Source organism: Streptomyces sp. NPDC101225 (assembly GCF_044767585.1).
Lineage (GTDB): Bacteria > Actinomycetota > Actinomycetes > Streptomycetales > Streptomycetaceae > Streptomyces.
Window position 1 is genome coordinate 297,860 of record NZ_JBIWOE010000003.1, and the last position, 14,979, is coordinate 312,838.

Consider the following 14,979-nt stretch of genomic DNA (forward strand, 5'->3'; position numbering starts at 1 on the left):
TCCCTCTCCTGTGCTGTCATCCGTCCTGGCCGGTGCCTCGCTTCATTCTCCCACCGGTTGAGGACGAACACACAGGCCGGTCAGTTCGCCGTCCGGACCGTGACCTTTCCGTCGCCGGTCCGCGCGGACACCACGTGCCCGCTGGAGTCGGAGCGCGGCACCGACACGTCCACCGAGCCGTCGCCGGTCCTCGTGGTCACCCGGTAGGTGGCCTCGGGCAGCGTGACGGTCACCGAGCCGTCGTGGCTGACGGAGTCCACCAGGTCGGGTACGGCCCCCAGTTCGAGGTGCACGGAGCCGTCACCGGTCTCGGTGCGCACCTTCCGCGAGGAGACCTCCGCGTGCACGGACCCGTCGCCGGTGTGCACGTCGAGCGGGCCGGAGGAGTCCGTGACGTGCACGGAGCCGTCGCCCGTACGCACGCTCAGCGCGTCCTCGAAGCCCCGCGCCCGTACGCTCCCGTCGCCGTCCCGCACCTGCACGGTGACCCCGCGCGGCACCTCGATCCGGTGCTTGGCCGAGCAGTCGGCGACGACACCGGAGCACCTCATCCGCAGCGTCAGCCGGTCGTCCTTCATGGACCAGGACACCTTGGGATCCTTGCCGAACACGACCGACCCCTGGAACCAGCGCGTGACCTCGACCTTCCCCCGCGGATTCCCGTCCGCGGCGACGATCTCCAGCGCCGAGTCGTCCGAGTCGACGGTGAGGGTGTGCCCCGACAGCGCGAACGACCGGTGATCGGGATCCTTGTCGTCCCCCGCGGACGCGCCACAGCCGGCGACGGCCCCGGCAAGAACCACGACGACCCCGGCGGCGAGGGCCGCGCGGGCGGTGACGGAACGGACCATGACGATCTCCCCTGAGACGCTGATGTGACGCCGACGTGAGGCGTTTCGGAACGTGCTGACGATGAAGGCACTTAGAACGTACGGACCGGGAGACGGCAGCGGGATCCGGGCCGCTCCCGGATCCGGGGTGGGGTAAACCCCCGCATTGACCGGGCCTGATACGGGTTTGCGGGGCACCGGCCGCGGCAAGGTAGGCTGTCGGCCTGTCACGGGTGCGTAGCTCAGTGGTAGAGCGCCTGCCTTACAAGCAGGATGTCGGCGGTTCGAAACCGTCCGCGCCCACACCGGAGGAGGACCCCGGCCGATCGCGGCCGGGGTCCTCCTGTGTCAGGTCTCGCGGGCGTGCTTCAGTCTCGTCCGGGCGTCGACGCGGTCGGCGCCCGTGATCTGCGCCCAGAAGCGGTGGGTGCTGACGAAGACGGCGAGTTCGTGCTCGCGCTGCCGGAGCTTTTCCACCTCGGCCTGTTCGTCGGCCGTCCAGCCCGGGGAGGCGGGGCGCTCGATCTTGCGCCAGCCGCTCTCGTCGCTGAAGCCGTCCAGCGGCACCACCGACCAGGGGAGCCGCTTGAGCAGGGCCGACAGCTCGGCCCGGACCTGGTGCAGCTCCTCCTGACCGGCCAGGAGGTCACTCGGAAAGTCATAGGTCGCTGCCACGACGCAATGCTACGCCTGTTCGATTTTGGGATGCGAGTTCCTTCCCGGGGTTCACGCGAACGAGTTGTCAGCCGAGCTCCTCCGCCAGCCCGACGACGATGCCCTCGGGGCCGCGGACGTAGCAGAGCCGGTAGACGTTCTCGAACTGCTCGATCGTGCCGACGAGTTCGGCGCCGTGGGCGCGCAGGCGGGCGACGGTGTCGTCGATGTCGTCGACGGCGAACATCACGCGGCGGATGCCACGCGTGTTCGAGGGGGCGTCGTCCGGGACGCCGGCGACCGCCTTCGGCGTGTGGAACCTCGCGAGCTCGATGCGGCCGGGGGCGCCCGGGATGCGCAGCATGGCGACCTCCTGGCGGACGTCCTCCAGCCCGATGACGCGCCCCGCCCAGCGTTCGTCGAGCGGGAACCTGCCCTCCTCCTCCATGCCGAGTGCGACGAAGAACGCGATCACGGCCTCCAGGTCCTCGACCACGACGAGAACGTTGTCCATCCGCTGAATCGCCACGCTGGATCTCCCTTGTCCGGGGGTGGTGGGGCCGCGGCGGCCCGCCCGCGCCTGGGACGGAGCCGCCGGACCGGTCTCGACATCAGCCGCGGGTGTTGTCCCTCGGTTCCCGTACGACCCGCTGCGCCACCGGTACGCCGATGCCGAGCCGCCCGGCCGCGCGGAGGACCTGGTCCGTGCCGGGCAGGCGTCGTAGCGCGCCATGGCCCGGCCGGGGTCGCCCGGGCCGCCGGACGCGCGGCTGACGGCGGCCGCCTCGTCGGTGGCCGCCTGGCAAAGGATCATCGCAGGCGCGCGGGAGTTGGGCGAGACTGGTGTCATGTGCCGAAGCATCAAGACACTTCGCCCGCCCGCGTTGCCCGAGGAGGCGACCGAGGAGGAGATCAGGGCCGCGGCCCTCCAGTACGTCCGCAAGGTCTCCGGTTTCCGGGCCCCCGCCGCCCACAACCAGGAGGTCTTCGAGCAGGCGGTCGCCGCCGTCGCGGAGGCGACGGCCGAGTTGCTGGCGGGGCTGGAGGTGCGCGGCCAGAAGGTGCGGGCCTGAGGCCGGCGTCCTCGGGTGCCGTCAGGCCTTCGCCGGGCGGCGTACGACGAAGGCCGCGCCCGCCCCCGCGGCGAACAGGGCCAGGACCGATACGCCCGTCGCCAGCCAGGTCGTGCCGAGCCACTGGCCGCCGTAGTAGCCGAGGGCCACGCTGTAGACGGCCCAGGTCACGCCGGCCAGGGCGGACCAGGGGAGGAAGTCGCGGACGCGGCGGTGGGCGGCGCCGGCGCCGAGCGAGACGACCGAGCGGCCGGCCGGGGCGAAGCGGGCGAGGACGACCAGGGCGCCGCCGCCGCGGGCGAGTGCCGCGCCGAGACGTTCCTGCGCGCCGGTGAGCCGGCGTGAGCGGGCGATCGCCCGGTCCAGGCGTTCGCCGCCGCGCCAGGCGAGCCGGTAGGCCACCAGGTCGCCGAGGACGGAGGCGACGGCCGCGCAGGACGTCAGCGTCAGGATGTCGGGGACCCCGTGCGGCACCTTGCCGGTCGCCGAGCCGGCGGCCGCCGCCGTGGCCGCCGTGATCACCAGCACCCCGCTGGGCAGTACCGGCAGGAACACGTCGAGCAGGACCGACAGGGCGACCATCGCGTAGATCCAGGGGCCGCCGGTCAGCGACTCCACACTCTCCAGCACCGCTTACTCCCCGTGACTCCCCCGTGGGCCTCCCTGTGCCGCGACGTCGCGAGGGAGCGGCGGGGGCGGCCATGACAGCCATACAGCGTACGCCCGGAGTGTGGCAGGAGATTCATGGGGGGCACGTGTGATCGGCACAGATCGTTCACGCCGGTGCCTCACTCCGGCGTCAGCGTCGTGTCCGCCACCGTCACCAGCGTCCCGGCCCCGCGGGCCTGTTCCAGCCGCAGCCGTGCCGAACGGCCCCGCAGCGTCAGCGTCATGAGCTGGTTGCCGAACCAGGGTCCGCCCTTCTTGCGCCACGTGACCGGCGGCCGCTCGCACCGGCCGTGCCGGGCGAGGCGGCGGCCGAGGGCGCGGGCCGGCGCGCTCCAGCCGAAGCGGAAGCCCCAACGCATGTACCCGGGAACGGAGTTGTGGACGGGTGAGCAGGTCAGCTGGAGGACGCGGGCGTCCGGCCCGCCGTTCGGCCATCTCGGCTCGGCCACGTAGGCGTGATGGACGTCTCCCGACAGGACCAGCACGCTCGCGGGCGCCTCCGGCCCGGAACCCGCCTCGGCGAACAGGCCGGCCAGCGCGGCGAAGGAGGACGGGAAGGCCGCCCAGTGCTCCAGGTCGGCCGTGCGCCGCAGCTTCTCCCCGAACCGCGCCCAGCGTTCTCCGCGCTCCCCGCGGGACAGGGCCGCGTCCCATGCCTCGGCGTCGTGCACGAGGTGCGGCAGCAGCCAGGGCAGCGAGGTGCCGACGAGGAGGTGGTCGTAGGAGTCGCGCTCGGCCAGTGTCTGCTCGCGCAGCCATGCGGCCTCTCCCGGGTGGAGCATCGAGCGGCCGTCCTCCTGGAGGACGCGGGCCGCCCGGCTGTCCACCATCAGCAGCCGTACGCGGCCGAAGTCGCGCCGGTAGCTCCAGCGCACGGAGGTGGCGTCGGCGTCCGCCCTGCAGGCGAAGGCGCGCAGCTCGTCGGTGGCGTCGGGGGCCTCGCGCACCGCCGCGTAGAGCGGATCGGCGGCGAGCTCGGCCGGTGAGAGGTTGCCGAGATGCTGGTGCACCCAGTACGACATCAGCCCGCTGAGCAGGCGCTCCCGCCACCACGGCGTGGCCCGCATGTCCTCCAGCCATGCGGCGGAGGTGTTCCAGTCGTCGATGACGTCGTGGTCGTCGAAGATCATGCAGCTCGGCACGGTGGACAGCAGCCAGCGGATCTCGGGGTCGAGCCAGGACTCGTAGTAGAGCCGGGTGTACTCCTCGTAGTCCGCGACCTCGCTGCCGGGCGGGTCGCTCAGGTCGCGTCGTGCGGCCAGCCAGCGCCGGGTCTCCTCGGAGGTCTCGTCGGCGTAGACCTGGTCGCCGAGGAGCAGGAGCACGTCCGGCCGTTCGCCGTCCGGGTCGGCCGCGATGCGCCCGGCGAGGGTGTCGAGGGCGTCCGGGCCGACGGGGTCGTGCACGTCGGCGTCGGGCGCGGCCCAGCGGCAGGAGCCGAAGCAGACGCGGAGGTCGCGGCTCTCCAGCGAGGTGCGGATGACGGAGGGCGGGAAGGAGGAGTCCGGCAGCGGCCACACGTGCGTGCCGTCCAGGACCACCTCGTACGGTGTGGTCGTGCCCGGGGTCAGCCCGGTGACCGGCACCAGCGCGTAGTGGTGGCCCGCCACCTGGAAGGTGCGCGCCTCGCCGCGGGCGCCGTCCGCGCAGCGCACCTCGGCGGTGCACGGGCGGCTCGCCTCGACCCATACGGTCGCGGTCGAGCCGTCGGCGTACCTCAGCAGTGGACCCAGGCGCAGTTCGGTCACGTGATCACCCTCCTCCGTCGACCCGTACGGTACGGAACGACGGAGGTGGGCGGGGAGGTCCGGTGCGTAACGATCAGCAGGACGACAGGTAGTTCGTGAGTGCCGTCTTCTCGGCGGAGTCGACCGAGAGCTTGTAGTAGTGCTTCACCTGGACCCAGGCGCGGACGTAGGTGCAGACGTACGCGGACCGGGGCGGGATCCAGTCGGCGGGGTCCCGGTCGCCCTTGGACTGGTTGACGTTGTCCGTGACGGCGAGGAGCTGGGGGCGGGTGACGTCGTTGGCGAAGGCTTCGCGCTGGGCGGTGGTCCACTTGCCGGCCCCGGAGTCCCAGGCCTCGGCGAGTGGGACCAGGTGGTCGATGTCGACGTCGGAGGCGGCGGTCCAGGTGGCGCCGTCGTAGGGGGAGTACCAGCTGCCGCTGGTGGCGGTGCAGGCGGAGTTGGTGACGACGTTCGTGCCGTCGCGCTTGAGGATCCACTCGCGGGTGTTGCAGGTGCCGCTGATGGTGTCCCAGGTCGGGAAGAGGCTGCGGCTGTAGCCGGTGCGGTTCTCGGCGGCCACGGTGAGGGAGGCGAGGTAGCTGCGGGCGGTGGCGGCGCTCACCGGGGTGGGGAGGGCGGCGGAGGCGGTCGGGCCGTTGAAGAGTCCGACCGAGGCCACCATGCCGGTGAGCGCGACGAGTATGCTGAGGCGTCGACGCGCGTAGACTTTCGACATGCGAACTCCCTTGCTGTGTGGGGGCGTTGGCGGGCGAGCGAGGGAATGCTCGCCGCGCCGTGTTGCGGGAGAGTGAGTGTTCGGTTAGAAGCTAGTGACGTGTTCATGACACGACAAGGTTCGGGTTCGAACTTCTGTCGCGTACCATGGGCGGCGCAGAAGGGGAGTAGCTCTTCGCCGGACCGTCGACACACTGCTCAGCTCGTCTGAGCCGGCGCCCGGAGGCAGGTCCTGATCAGGACCGGCCAGCGAGACCTTCGGCAGAGCAGTGCACATCCGTGTGTGCTGCCGTGCCGAGGTGTCCTCTTCGATCACGCACTCTCGGTGGGGCAGCCCCGACCGATTGAGGAATCTTGATCAGCATCACCGTCACCGCGCTCGTGTTCGGCGTGATCTTCCTGGCCGAGCTGCCGGACAAGACCGCCCTGGCCGGACTCGTGCTCGGCACCCGCTATCGCGCCTCGTACGTCTTCGCCGGCATCGCCGCGGCCTTCCTGCTGCACGTCGTGCTGGCGGTCGCGGCCGGCAGCGTGCTGACGCTGCTGCCGCAGCAGATCGTGCACGCGCTGACGGGCGTCCTGTTCCTGGGCGGCGCCGCGGTGCTGCTGACGAAGAAGGGCGAGGACGACGAGGAGGTCCGCAAGCCCGAGAACCAGACCTTCTGGAAGGTCGCGAGCGCCGGGTTCATGCTCATCCTGGTCGCCGAGTTCGGGGATCTGACGCAGATCATGACGGCGAACCTGGCCGCCCGCTACGACGACCCGCTCTCCGTCGGCCTCGGCGCCGTGCTGGGGCTGTGGGTCGTGGCCGGTCTCGGGATCGTCGGCGGGAAGGCCCTGATGAAGCGGGTGCCGCTGGCGCTCCTCACCAAGATCGCGGCGCTGCTGATGACGGTGCTCGGGGTGTGGAGCCTGTGGGAGGCGGTGGCCGGCTGAGCTGAACGGCGGGTGAACTGTCGCCGGAAGCGGTGGCGCATCCCGGCCAGGTTTTGTACCGTAGAGAAACAAAGTAGCTCCCGCCCGTTTTCCCTGACCGGCGGGCGGGGCGCTTTGTCTTCCCGGGCCCCGCCCGGGTCCCGCCCGCGCCCCCCGCCGCTGCGTCTTGGAGCTGCCGATGACGGTCACCACCGTGCCCACCGTCCTCACCGCCCGTGCCCTTCTGCTGGACATGGACGGCACCCTCGTGAACTCCGACGCCGTCGTCGAGCGCGTCTGGCGGCGCTGGGCCGAGCGGCACGGACTGGACGCGGGCGAGGTCATGAAGGTGGTGCACGGGCGCCAGGGCTACGCCTCCATGGCGCTGCTGCTGCCCGACCGCCCCGTGGAGCACAACCGCGCCGACAACGCGCGCATGCTCGCCGAGGAGACCGCCGACACGGAGGGTGTCGTCGCCGTCCCCGGCGCCCCCGAGTTCCTGGCCTCCCTGCACGGCCTGCCGCACGCCCTGGTCACCTCGGCCGACGAGGCCCTCGCGACGGCGCGGATGACCGCCGCCGGTCTCGGGCTGCCCGGCGTGCGCGTGACCGCCGAGTCGGTCGGCGCGAGCAAGCCGGACCCCGAGGGCTTCCTCAAGGGCGCCGCGGAGCTGGGCGTCGACCCGGCCGACTGCGTCGTCTTCGAGGACTCCGCCGCGGGGATCCTGGCCGGGCGCTCGGCGGGGATGCGGGTGGTCGGCGTCGGGCCCCGCGCCGATCTGCATGAGCCCGACGTCGTGGTGCCGGATCTCACCCGGGTGCGGGTGGAGGCGGCGGCGAACGGGACGATCGAGCTGTACGTGCGGTAGACGGCACGGCCCGGCCGCCCCCGGGGGCCCCTGCCCCCGGCCCCTGGTCCGGGCCCCCAACCCCTGGTCCGGGGCCCCTGGCCCTGACCCTGGCCCCTGGCCCTGACCCTGGCCCCTGGCTACGGCTTGCGGGTCTCCGACTCCAGTCGTGCCCGGGTCTCGGCTCCGTAGACCCCCTGCTCGTCCCCCTGGATGCCGCGGGCCCACTGGTACCGGCCGACCGCGCTCTCGACCCACTTGTCGTAGAAGCCGCGCGGCTTCCTCGTGTAGAGGCCGAGCTGGGTCAGGCGCAGTTCGAGTTCCGTCACCTCCGGGCCCTGCGAGCCGGGGCGCAGGACGGGGGCCGAGGTCGGCTGCAGGCCGGGCGTCAGGCTGGGTGTGGCGGTGGCCGTGGGGGAGGCCCGGCCGGCCGAGCCGGACGGGTTCGGCGAGGTGCTCGCCGAGGAGGACGCGGACGCGGACGGGGACGCCGAGAGCGAGGGACTCGTACTGCCGGTCGGCGCCGGCGTGGCGGACGACGACGCGGACGGCCGGACCGGGACCGCGTTCTCGGGCGAGGGCGCGGACGCCGCACTCGTCGACGCGTCCGGCACGCTCGCCCGTACGTCCTCGGGCAGCGCGCCGTCCCGCGACGGCTTGTCGTAGGAGAACAGCCCGCTCGCCAGCCCGGCCGCCGCCACCACCGCCACCACGGCCCCGCAGGCGCCGAGCAGCACGAGGCGGCCTCTGCCGCGCGGCCGCCTTGCCGCCTCCTCCGCGCGGGCGTACGCGGTCTCGGGGCCCGCCCCCTCGAACAGGCGCAGATCGCCGGGGCTCGGTGCCTCGCCGGAGACGGCCCGCAGCGGCATCGTCGCCTCGGCCGCCGCGACGGGTGCCGCCGCGTGCGCGGCCTCGTCGTGCTCCAGTTCCACGTACGGCCGTATGCGCAGCGGATCGAAGTCCTCCGCCGCGGCCTGCTCGGCCGTGCGGGCGTCGCGCAGGGCGTCGGACGCCTGCCGTGTGCAGCCGCAGGACGGGGTGTGGTCCGCACCCCTGGGCGCACCGCACTGCGGGCACCGGTGACCTGTCGGGTCTGTCACGTGTCCGTCCCTCCCTTCACACGCTCCCCCCACGAACTCCAGAGGTTATCCAGATCATTTGGCCGCCCTTGTCACCGGCCCCCGGAATATCGCCTTCCAAGGGGACTCGACAGGCCATAACCGGTCACACCGATCACCATGGACGTGTAACGAGAGCGTCGGGAGGTCTTCATGGCCGGGGATGCGCACGGTATGACGGGAGATGTGCGAGACGCACAGCCACCCGCCGAGCCCCCGCAGCGCGGCAGCGCCGCCCAGGAGCACGTGCCCGGGAACGTGCTGGTCTCGATCGGCGCGCTGCTCCTCGGGATGCTGCTCGCCGCCCTCGACCAGACCATCGTGTCGACCGCGCTGCCCACCATCGTCAGCGACCTCGGCGGCCTGGAGCACCTGTCCTGGGTGGTCACCGCGTATCTGCTGGCCTCGACGGCCGCGACCCCGCTGTGGGGCAAGCTGGGCGACCAGTACGGGCGCAAGAAGCTGTTCCAGACCGCGATCGTGATCTTCCTGATCGGCTCGGCGCTGTGCGGAATGGCACAGAACATGCCCGAGCTGATCGCGTTCCGGGCGGTGCAGGGCCTGGGCGGCGGCGGGCTGATGGTGCTGTCGATGGCGATCGTCGGGGACATCGTCCCGCCCCGTGAACGCGGCCGCTACCAAGGGCTGTTCGGAGCCGTCTTCGGCGCGACGAGCGTCCTGGGGCCGCTGCTGGGCGGCCTGTTCACCGAACACCTCTCCTGGCGCTGGGTCTTCTACGTCAACCTGCCGGTCGGCGTGGTCGCGCTCGCCGTGATCGCGACCGTCCTGCACATCCCGCGCAGGTCGGCGCGGCACGTCATCGACTACCTCGGCACCCTGCTCATCGCCGCGGTCGCCACCTGCCTGATCCTGGTCGCCTCGCTCGGCGGGACGACCTGGGGCTGGGCCTCGCCGCAGATCATCGGGCTGATCGTGCTGGGCGTCGTGCTGGGTGTGGCGTTCGTCGCCGTGGAGCGCCGGGCGGCCGAACCGGTGCTGCCGCTCAAGCTGTTCCGCATCCGCACCTTCACGCTCTCCGCGATCATCAGCTTCATCGTCGGCTTCGCCATGTTCGGCGCGATGACCTACCTGCCGACCTTCCTCCAGGTCGTCCAGGGCGTCACGCCGACCATGTCCGGCGTGCACATGCTGCCGATGGTCTTCGGCCTGCTGCTGTCGTCCACCGCGTCCGGGCAGATCGTCAGCCGCACCGGCCGCTGGAAGGTGTTCCCGATCACCGGTACGGCCGTCACCACGATCGGGCTGCTGCTCCTGCACCGGCTGGACGAGAACAGCTCCACCGCCGCCATGAGCGTGGACTTCTTCGTCTTCGGCCTCGGCCTCGGCCTGGTCATGCAGGTGCTGGTGCTCATCGTGCAGAACGCGGTCACCTACGAGGACCTCGGCGTCGCCACCTCGGGCGCCACCTTCTTCCGCTCCATCGGCGCCTCGTTCGGCGTGGCCATCTTCGGCACCGTCTTCGCGAGCCGCCTCGGCGACAAGCTGGCGGCCGCCTTCGAGGGCGTCCGGCTGCCCGGCGGCGTGTCGCCGGACGCGCTCAAGGCCGACCCGCGCGGCATCGGCTCGCTGCCGCCCGCGCTGCGCCCGGCCGCCCTGCACGCGTACGCGCAGTCGATCACCGACGTCTTCCTGTACGCCGCCCCGGTCGCCCTGCTCGGCTTCGTGCTGGCCTGGTTCCTCAAGGAGGACAAGCTGCGCGGCTCGGTCACCGCGCCCGACATCACGGAGACGCTCGCCAGCAACCCGGTCGAACGCTCCTCCGCGGACGAGGTGTGCCGCGCGCTGTCGGTGCTCGGCATCCGCGAGGGCCGCCGGGAGGTCTACGTGAAGATCACCGAGCGGGCGGGCTACGACCTGCAGCCGGCGTCGAGCTGGCTGCTGCTGAGGATCAAGAAGTACGGCTGGGCCGAGCCTGCCGTGCTCGCCGAACGCACCTCGCTGCCGATGCAGGTCGTCATCGCCGCCGCGCGCCAGGTCGAGGAGCGCCGCCTGGCCCGTCGCGAGGGCCTGGACCTGGTCCTCACCGCCCGGGGCCGGGCGGTGGCCGAACGGCTCCACCAGGCGCGTGAGCAGTCGCTGGCGGAACTCCTCGGCGACTGGTGGGGCCCGGACCGGCCCACCGACCTCATCCAGCTGGTCGGGGAGCTCAACGACGAGCTGTGCGGCTCGGATCGTGAGCAGCCGCGCAGCGGGGCGCCGGAGCAGGCCGTGTGAGGTCCTTGCGGAACCAGTGCTCGGCGTAGACGTCGTCGTTGTGCGGCCCGGTCTCCGTGTAGCCGAGCCGCGCGTACAGGGCGCGCGCCTCGACGAGGTCGCCGCGGGTGTCGAGGACGACGGCCCCGGCGCCGAGATCCCGGGCGGCGTCCTCGGCGGCCCGCACGAGCAGCGGGGCGCCGCCCGTGCCGCGCCGGGCCTCGGCCACGAACACCCGGGTCAGCTCGGCGGTCACCGCGTCCAGCAGCCGCACTCCCGCCGTGCCGGCCGGCTCGCCCCCGTACCGCGCGACGAGCAACTGCCCGGTGGGTGGCGTCAGTTCGCGCCCCGGGCGGGCGGCGATCTCCCGCTCCAGCTCGTCCGGGTCGGTGTGCCGCCGCTCGTGCAGCAGATACCACCGGTCGCTGACCTCGGTGTAGTACGCCCGCCACAGCGCGAGGGCGGCGGGGGAGTCGTAGGGCTCGGGGGCGACGGTCCAGGTCATGCCCGCCATTGTCGGGAGGCGTCCGGCACGCGCCGCAACCGAATATGGGCGGCCCCGGGGGTCCGTGCCCCGGCGGTGCGGGGCCGGCCCGCCGTCCGCGGAGTCCCGGTGCCGCCGTTTGAGCGGGGACGTGCGGGCAACCCGGACGGAGAACCGGCCCGTTGGGCCGACCGAGCCGACCCATCGGAAGGCATCATGTCCACAGGCTTGATCATTGCTCTGATCGTGATCGTGGCGGCCGTGGCCGTCGTCGCGGCCGTCCTCGGCATGCGAGCACGCGGCTCGCACGGCGGCCGGGACCTGAAGCGGCGCTTCGGCCCCGAGTACGACCGGACGCTGGCCCGGCACGACGGGGACACCAAGGCGGCCGAGCAGGAGCTCGGCGGGCGCGTGGAACGGCACGGCTCGCTGCGCGAGCGGCCGCTGGACCCGGCGCAGCGCGAGCAGTTCACGGACCGTTGGACGGCCGCGCAGGAGCGCTTCGTCGACACGCCGCGGGAGGCGGTGGCCGAGGCGGACCGGCTGCTCGCCGAGCTGGCCGAGACGCGCGGCTTCCCCAACGGCGCGCAGTACGAGGAGCAGCTCGCCGCGCTCTCCGTCCACCACGCCCACCACGTAGAGGGCTACCGGCACGTCCACCGCGTCGCGGGCGCGAGCGGGCAGGACGGCGACCGGGCCGACACGGAGGAGATGCGCGAGGCCATGGTCGAGGCCCGTGCGCTGTTCGAGGAGCTGACGGCCCCGGACCGGCACGGCGCCAGGACCGACCGCACGGACCGGACCGAGAAGGCGACGGCGCGGAGCGCGGACCGGGCGGACGGCCGCCGGGAGAGCCGCAGCCCGCTGCCCTGGGCCTTCAACCGACGACACGCGAAGGGGAGTTGAGCGAGATGACGGACGCGACGACCGGACGCGGTGCGGGCGACGCCCCGGACCGCGAGACCACGCAGGGCCACGACAGGACCGTGGCACCCACCCCGCACGAGGCGGCCGGCACCGAGACGCAGGCTCCCGGCACCAGGTCGACGCGGGACATCGAGAAACCCGACCGCCCCGGCACCACCGAGCGCCCCGGTACCACCGAGCGCCCCGGCACCACCGGGCGCACGGCCACCACCGAGCGCCCCGGCACTACCGGGCGCACCGCCACCACCGAGCGCGACGACCTCACCGAGCGCGACGACCTCACCGAGAGTGCCGGCGCCGCCCAGCGCGACGACCGCACCGGGCGCGAGAGCTCCGCCGGGCGCGGGCACCGCGCAAGCACCGGCACCGGCACGGGTCTGCTGCCCCACGACGAGTGCGACAAGCTCGAACTGCGGCTGCGCAACGCCGTCTCCGGGTTCGTCGACGGTCCCCGGCAGGCCGTCGAGGAGGCCGACCACGTGGTCGAGGAGATCGCCGGCCGCTTCACGGAGGCGCTCACCCGGCGCCGCCGCACCCTGCGCACCTCCTGGCAGGACGGCGAGGCGGACAAGGCCACCCCCTCCGACACCGAACAGCTCCGGCTGGCCCTGCGCGACTACCGCGAGCTGGCGGAACGGCTCCTGCACAGCCAGTGACTACGCGGACGACCCGTCCGCATCCGGCGCCCGGCGCTCCCGCCACTGCCGTACGACCTCTTCGACGTCGTAGGGCTTCATACCCAGCGGGGGGCCGGGCGGCGGCTTGAACATCATGTCGCGGATCTTGGCGTTGACCTCGGTGACGATCTTCCGCGCGATCCGCTCCGAGGGGGCCGCGTACGCCGCCGCGAGCGCGTCCTCGGCCTCCTTGCGCAGGGCGAGGCCCGGTGGCAGCACGGAGAGGCCCTCGCGGGCCATCTTCCCCTTGATCCACCACAGTTCGTCGTACGCGGTGTCGGCGGGCAACGGCTTGCCCGCGCCGGGCAGTCGGGCGAACTCTCCGCGCCCCTCGGCGTCACGGATCTGCTTGTCGACCCAGGACTCGAACGGGACACCCGGTGGCTTTCGCTCGGTCATGACTCCATTGTGCCGGACGCGATGTGCTCGGGCGATTTAGTATGCGGCCGCTGTGTCACGACACTTCATGAGGAGCAGCGCGTGCTCGAACTGACCATGGCCACCGTCTCCGGGGAAGAGGGGGCCACGGCAGGCATGCTGATGGCCGATGCGCCGAGCGAGCCCGGTGCCGTGCTGCGGGTGGGCCGGGACAAGGCCGTGTGCCGCCTGGTGACGCCCGACGACTGGCTGTTCGTCTCACGGGTCCACCTGGAGTTCCAGTGCGGCCCGGAGGGCATCTGGCAGGTCACCTGGCTGCGTGGCTCGCAGCCCGACCCCTCCTCCGAAGTCCGCCTGGTCGTGGGGGAGTACGCCCAGACCCTCGTCTACGGCGGGACCGTGGCACTGCCCCGCGGCGGCAACGGCGAGATCGTCGTGCAGGACCGCAGCGCGCCGCGCAGCGTCAACATCGGCTTCTACCACGAGTTCTGAGCGGCGGCGCTCCGGTGGCGGCCGGCCGGGGTCACGCCAGCACGCGTGCGAGCGCGAAGCCGTCGTGGCCCTTGCTGCCCACCGTCTGCAGCGCGGTGCCGCTCAGCCTCGGGTGGCGGGCGATCAGTTCGACGGCGGCGCGGCTGCCGACGACGTCCAGGTCGGTGCTGCCCGCGTCGGCGACCCTGCCGCCGCGTACGACGTTGTCGACGACGATCAGGCTGCCCGCGCGCGTCAGGCGCAGCGCCCAGTCGACGTAGTGCGGGTTGTTGCCCTTGTCGGCGTCGATGAAGACCAGGTCGAAGGGGGCGGGGTTCTCGTCGGCCAGCTTGGGCAGCGACTCCAGGGCGGGTCCCACGCGCACCTCGGCGATCCGGTCGAGGCCCGCGCGGGCGATGTTGCGGGTGGCGACCTCGGCGTGCCGGGCGCTGTACTCCAGCGAGACCAGACGGCCGTCCCCGGGCAGCGCGCGGGCCAGCCAGATCGTGCTGTAGCCGCCGAGGGTGCCGATCTCCAGGACGGTACGGGCGCCCTGGATCTGGGCGAGGAGCTGCAGGAACTTGCCCTGCGGCGCGGTGACCGCGACCGGCGGGAGGCCGGCCGCCTCACTGTCGCGCACGGCCGCGTCGAGGGCCTCGTCGTTCGGCGAGAGCTGGGTGGTGAAGTAGTCGTCCACGTCGTGCCACAGCTGCGACTCGCTCATTCACCTGTGCCTTTCGTAGGGCTCGTTACGGCTGTCGGCCTGCCGGCCTGGCGCACCCCAGTATGCGCCGGTCGCGGGTGGCGCGGCGGCGCGGCGCGAACCCGGCCAGGCCCGTCACCAGGGCCGCGGGCGGGCCGATGACGGTCAGCGGCCCGGCGGGGACAGGCGCGTCGGACGGACGGGGCCGCCGGAGGCGGAGGCGAGGCGCGGCGGGTCGAGCGTGCCGGTGGGCGGGCGCCGGTGCGGTCGGGGCGCGGGCCGGTCTCCGGACGCCGGGGGCGGGGGTGGCCGGGGCGTGATCGCGGAGGCGCGGTGAGCGGGGCGCGCGGCCGGGAGGCGCGCGCCCGGTCGGCTACTGTCGCCCTTACGGGTCGCACACACGTTGTTGCGCAGTGCACGTAAACGCCCTGCTACAGGCCCATACACCCAGGTGCCGATCAGTGCCCCCGTGTCCGGGCTGTGATCCTTCTCGCGTCCGGACGGGGCAACCGACCCCCCGGCGCACTATCGTCTTTCCGACAAAAGCAGGACGG

17 protein-coding genes and 1 tRNA gene are annotated in these 14,979 nt (G+C 72.8%); 8 read left to right on the forward strand and 10 right to left on the reverse strand.

What is annotated here, in order from left to right; all coding sequences use genetic code 11:
• Positions 1-80 precede the first annotated feature (80 nt).
• Entirely contained in the window at positions 81-851 is a 771-nt protein-coding gene (locus ACIRPX_RS06210) for a DUF4097 family beta strand repeat-containing protein (protein WP_404188956.1), read from the reverse strand.
• A 210-nt stretch (positions 852-1,061) separates the two neighbouring features.
• Between ACIRPX_RS06210 and ACIRPX_RS06215 the strand changes: the two genes are divergently transcribed.
• Positions 1,062-1,133: transfer RNA gene (locus ACIRPX_RS06215), tRNA-Val, on the forward strand.
• A gap of 45 nt (positions 1,134-1,178) precedes the next feature.
• Here the strand turns inward: ACIRPX_RS06215 and ACIRPX_RS06220 are convergent.
• Entirely contained in the window at positions 1,179-1,505 is a 327-nt protein-coding gene (locus tag ACIRPX_RS06220) for a hypothetical protein (RefSeq protein WP_404188959.1), read from the reverse strand.
• Between the two features lie 67 nt (positions 1,506-1,572).
• Positions 1,573-2,013 (reverse strand): VOC family protein, encoded by a 441-nt coding sequence (locus ACIRPX_RS06225; RefSeq protein ID WP_404188962.1) that lies wholly within the window; start codon positions 2,011-2,013, stop codon positions 1,573-1,575.
• Between the two features lie 319 nt (positions 2,014-2,332).
• Here ACIRPX_RS06225 and ACIRPX_RS06230 point away from each other — a divergent pair, with 319 nt between their 5' ends.
• Complete coding sequence (locus ACIRPX_RS06230) at positions 2,333-2,557, forward strand: DUF2277 domain-containing protein (protein ID WP_404188965.1); 225 nt, start codon at positions 2,333-2,335, stop codon at positions 2,555-2,557.
• 21 nt (positions 2,558-2,578) lie between these two features.
• Here the strand turns inward: ACIRPX_RS06230 and ACIRPX_RS06235 are convergent, their stop codons facing one another.
• The 3 genes from ACIRPX_RS06235 to ACIRPX_RS06245 all read right to left on the reverse strand — a co-directional run bounded on the left by ACIRPX_RS06235 (position 2,579) and on the right by ACIRPX_RS06245 (position 5,692).
• On the reverse strand, positions 2,579-3,187 hold the full coding sequence (locus ACIRPX_RS06235; RefSeq protein ID WP_404188967.1) for a DedA family protein: 609 nt from the start codon (positions 3,185-3,187) through the stop codon (positions 2,579-2,581).
• A gap of 158 nt (positions 3,188-3,345) precedes the next feature.
• The gene (locus ACIRPX_RS06240) at positions 3,346-4,974 is read right to left on the reverse strand and encodes an alkaline phosphatase D family protein (protein WP_404188970.1); all 1,629 of its coding nucleotides are present in this window, start codon (positions 4,972-4,974) and stop codon (positions 3,346-3,348) included.
• Positions 4,975-5,047: 73 nt separating this feature from the next.
• Positions 5,048-5,692: an HNH endonuclease family protein gene (locus ACIRPX_RS06245; RefSeq protein WP_404188973.1), complete on the reverse strand. Its 645-nt coding sequence runs from the start codon at positions 5,690-5,692 to the stop codon at positions 5,048-5,050.
• Between the two features lie 353 nt (positions 5,693-6,045).
• On the opposite strand from ACIRPX_RS06245, the gene ACIRPX_RS06250 reads away from it, so the two are divergent.
• Both ACIRPX_RS06250 and ACIRPX_RS06255 read left to right on the forward strand, forming a co-directional pair.
• Positions 6,046-6,627 (forward strand): TMEM165/GDT1 family protein, encoded by a 582-nt coding sequence (locus tag ACIRPX_RS06250; RefSeq protein WP_404188975.1) that lies wholly within the window; start codon positions 6,046-6,048, stop codon positions 6,625-6,627.
• A gap of 178 nt (positions 6,628-6,805) precedes the next feature.
• The gene (locus ACIRPX_RS06255; protein ID WP_404188978.1) at positions 6,806-7,474 is read left to right on the forward strand and encodes an HAD family hydrolase; all 669 of its coding nucleotides are present in this window, start codon (positions 6,806-6,808) and stop codon (positions 7,472-7,474) included.
• Positions 7,475-7,593: 119 nt separating this feature from the next.
• Here ACIRPX_RS06255 and ACIRPX_RS06260 read toward each other — a convergent pair whose 3' ends face one another.
• A complete protein-coding gene (locus tag ACIRPX_RS06260; protein WP_404188981.1) occupies positions 7,594-8,553 on the reverse strand; it encodes a peptidoglycan-binding domain-containing protein in 960 nt (319 codons plus the stop codon).
• 171 nt (positions 8,554-8,724) lie between these two features.
• On the opposite strand from ACIRPX_RS06260, the gene ACIRPX_RS06265 reads away from it, so the two are divergent.
• Positions 8,725-10,806, forward strand: a complete 2,082-nt coding sequence (locus ACIRPX_RS06265; RefSeq protein WP_404188984.1) for a DHA2 family efflux MFS transporter permease subunit — start codon at positions 8,725-8,727, stop codon at positions 10,804-10,806.
• On the opposite strand, the gene ACIRPX_RS06270 is transcribed toward ACIRPX_RS06265, so the two are convergent.
• The gene (locus ACIRPX_RS06270; protein WP_404188987.1) at positions 10,739-11,290 is read right to left on the reverse strand and encodes a GNAT family N-acetyltransferase; all 552 of its coding nucleotides are present in this window, start codon (positions 11,288-11,290) and stop codon (positions 10,739-10,741) included. The two genes, ACIRPX_RS06265 and ACIRPX_RS06270, sit on opposite strands and share 68 nt — an antisense overlap.
• A 195-nt stretch (positions 11,291-11,485) precedes the next feature.
• Between ACIRPX_RS06270 and ACIRPX_RS06275 the strand changes: the two genes are divergently transcribed.
• Both ACIRPX_RS06275 and ACIRPX_RS06280 read left to right on the forward strand, forming a co-directional pair.
• Positions 11,486-12,175, forward strand: a complete 690-nt coding sequence (locus tag ACIRPX_RS06275; protein ID WP_404188990.1) for a hypothetical protein — start codon at positions 11,486-11,488, stop codon at positions 12,173-12,175.
• A 5-nt stretch (positions 12,176-12,180) separates the two neighbouring features.
• Positions 12,181-12,852: a hypothetical protein gene (locus ACIRPX_RS06280; protein ID WP_404188992.1), complete on the forward strand. Its 672-nt coding sequence runs from the start codon at positions 12,181-12,183 to the stop codon at positions 12,850-12,852.
• On the opposite strand, the gene ACIRPX_RS06285 is transcribed toward ACIRPX_RS06280, so the two are convergent.
• On the reverse strand, positions 12,853-13,272 hold the full coding sequence (locus ACIRPX_RS06285) for a DUF1992 domain-containing protein (protein ID WP_404188994.1): 420 nt from the start codon (positions 13,270-13,272) through the stop codon (positions 12,853-12,855).
• A gap of 81 nt (positions 13,273-13,353) precedes the next feature.
• On the opposite strand from ACIRPX_RS06285, the gene ACIRPX_RS06290 reads away from it, so the two are divergent.
• On the forward strand, positions 13,354-13,743 hold the full coding sequence (locus ACIRPX_RS06290; RefSeq protein WP_404188997.1) for a hypothetical protein: 390 nt from the start codon (positions 13,354-13,356) through the stop codon (positions 13,741-13,743).
• 31 nt (positions 13,744-13,774) lie between these two features.
• Here the strand turns inward: ACIRPX_RS06290 and ACIRPX_RS06295 are convergent, their stop codons facing one another.
• A complete protein-coding gene (locus ACIRPX_RS06295; RefSeq protein ID WP_404188999.1) occupies positions 13,775-14,446 on the reverse strand; it encodes an O-methyltransferase in 672 nt (223 codons plus the stop codon).
• Positions 14,447-14,979 lie beyond the last annotated feature (533 nt).

What these genes read in the sequence shown, in the direction of transcription:
- ACIRPX_RS06210 (WP_404188956.1), bottom strand. Translation starts at nt 851, where the DNA reads ATGGTCCGTTCCGTCACCGCCCGCGCGGCCCTCGCCGCCGGGGTCGTC.
- ACIRPX_RS06230 (WP_404188965.1), top strand. Translation starts at nt 2,333, where the DNA reads ATGTGCCGAAGCATCAAGACACTTCGCCCGCCCGCGTTGCCCGAGGAG.
- ACIRPX_RS06245 (WP_404188973.1), bottom strand. Translation starts at nt 5,692, where the DNA reads ATGTCGAAAGTCTACGCGCGTCGACGCCTCAGCATACTCGTCGCGCTC.
- ACIRPX_RS06255 (WP_404188978.1), top strand. Translation starts at nt 6,806, where the DNA reads ATGACGGTCACCACCGTGCCCACCGTCCTCACCGCCCGTGCCCTTCTG.
- ACIRPX_RS06265 (WP_404188984.1), top strand. Translation starts at nt 8,725, where the DNA reads ATGGCCGGGGATGCGCACGGTATGACGGGAGATGTGCGAGACGCACAG.
- ACIRPX_RS06270 (WP_404188987.1), bottom strand. Translation starts at nt 11,290, where the DNA reads ATGACCTGGACCGTCGCCCCCGAGCCCTACGACTCCCCCGCCGCCCTC.
- ACIRPX_RS06275 (WP_404188990.1), top strand. Translation starts at nt 11,486, where the DNA reads ATGTCCACAGGCTTGATCATTGCTCTGATCGTGATCGTGGCGGCCGTG.
- ACIRPX_RS06280 (WP_404188992.1), top strand. Translation starts at nt 12,181, where the DNA reads ATGACGGACGCGACGACCGGACGCGGTGCGGGCGACGCCCCGGACCGC.
- ACIRPX_RS06285 (WP_404188994.1), bottom strand. Translation starts at nt 13,272, where the DNA reads ATGACCGAGCGAAAGCCACCGGGTGTCCCGTTCGAGTCCTGGGTCGAC.
- ACIRPX_RS06295 (WP_404188999.1), bottom strand. Translation starts at nt 14,446, where the DNA reads ATGAGCGAGTCGCAGCTGTGGCACGACGTGGACGACTACTTCACCACC.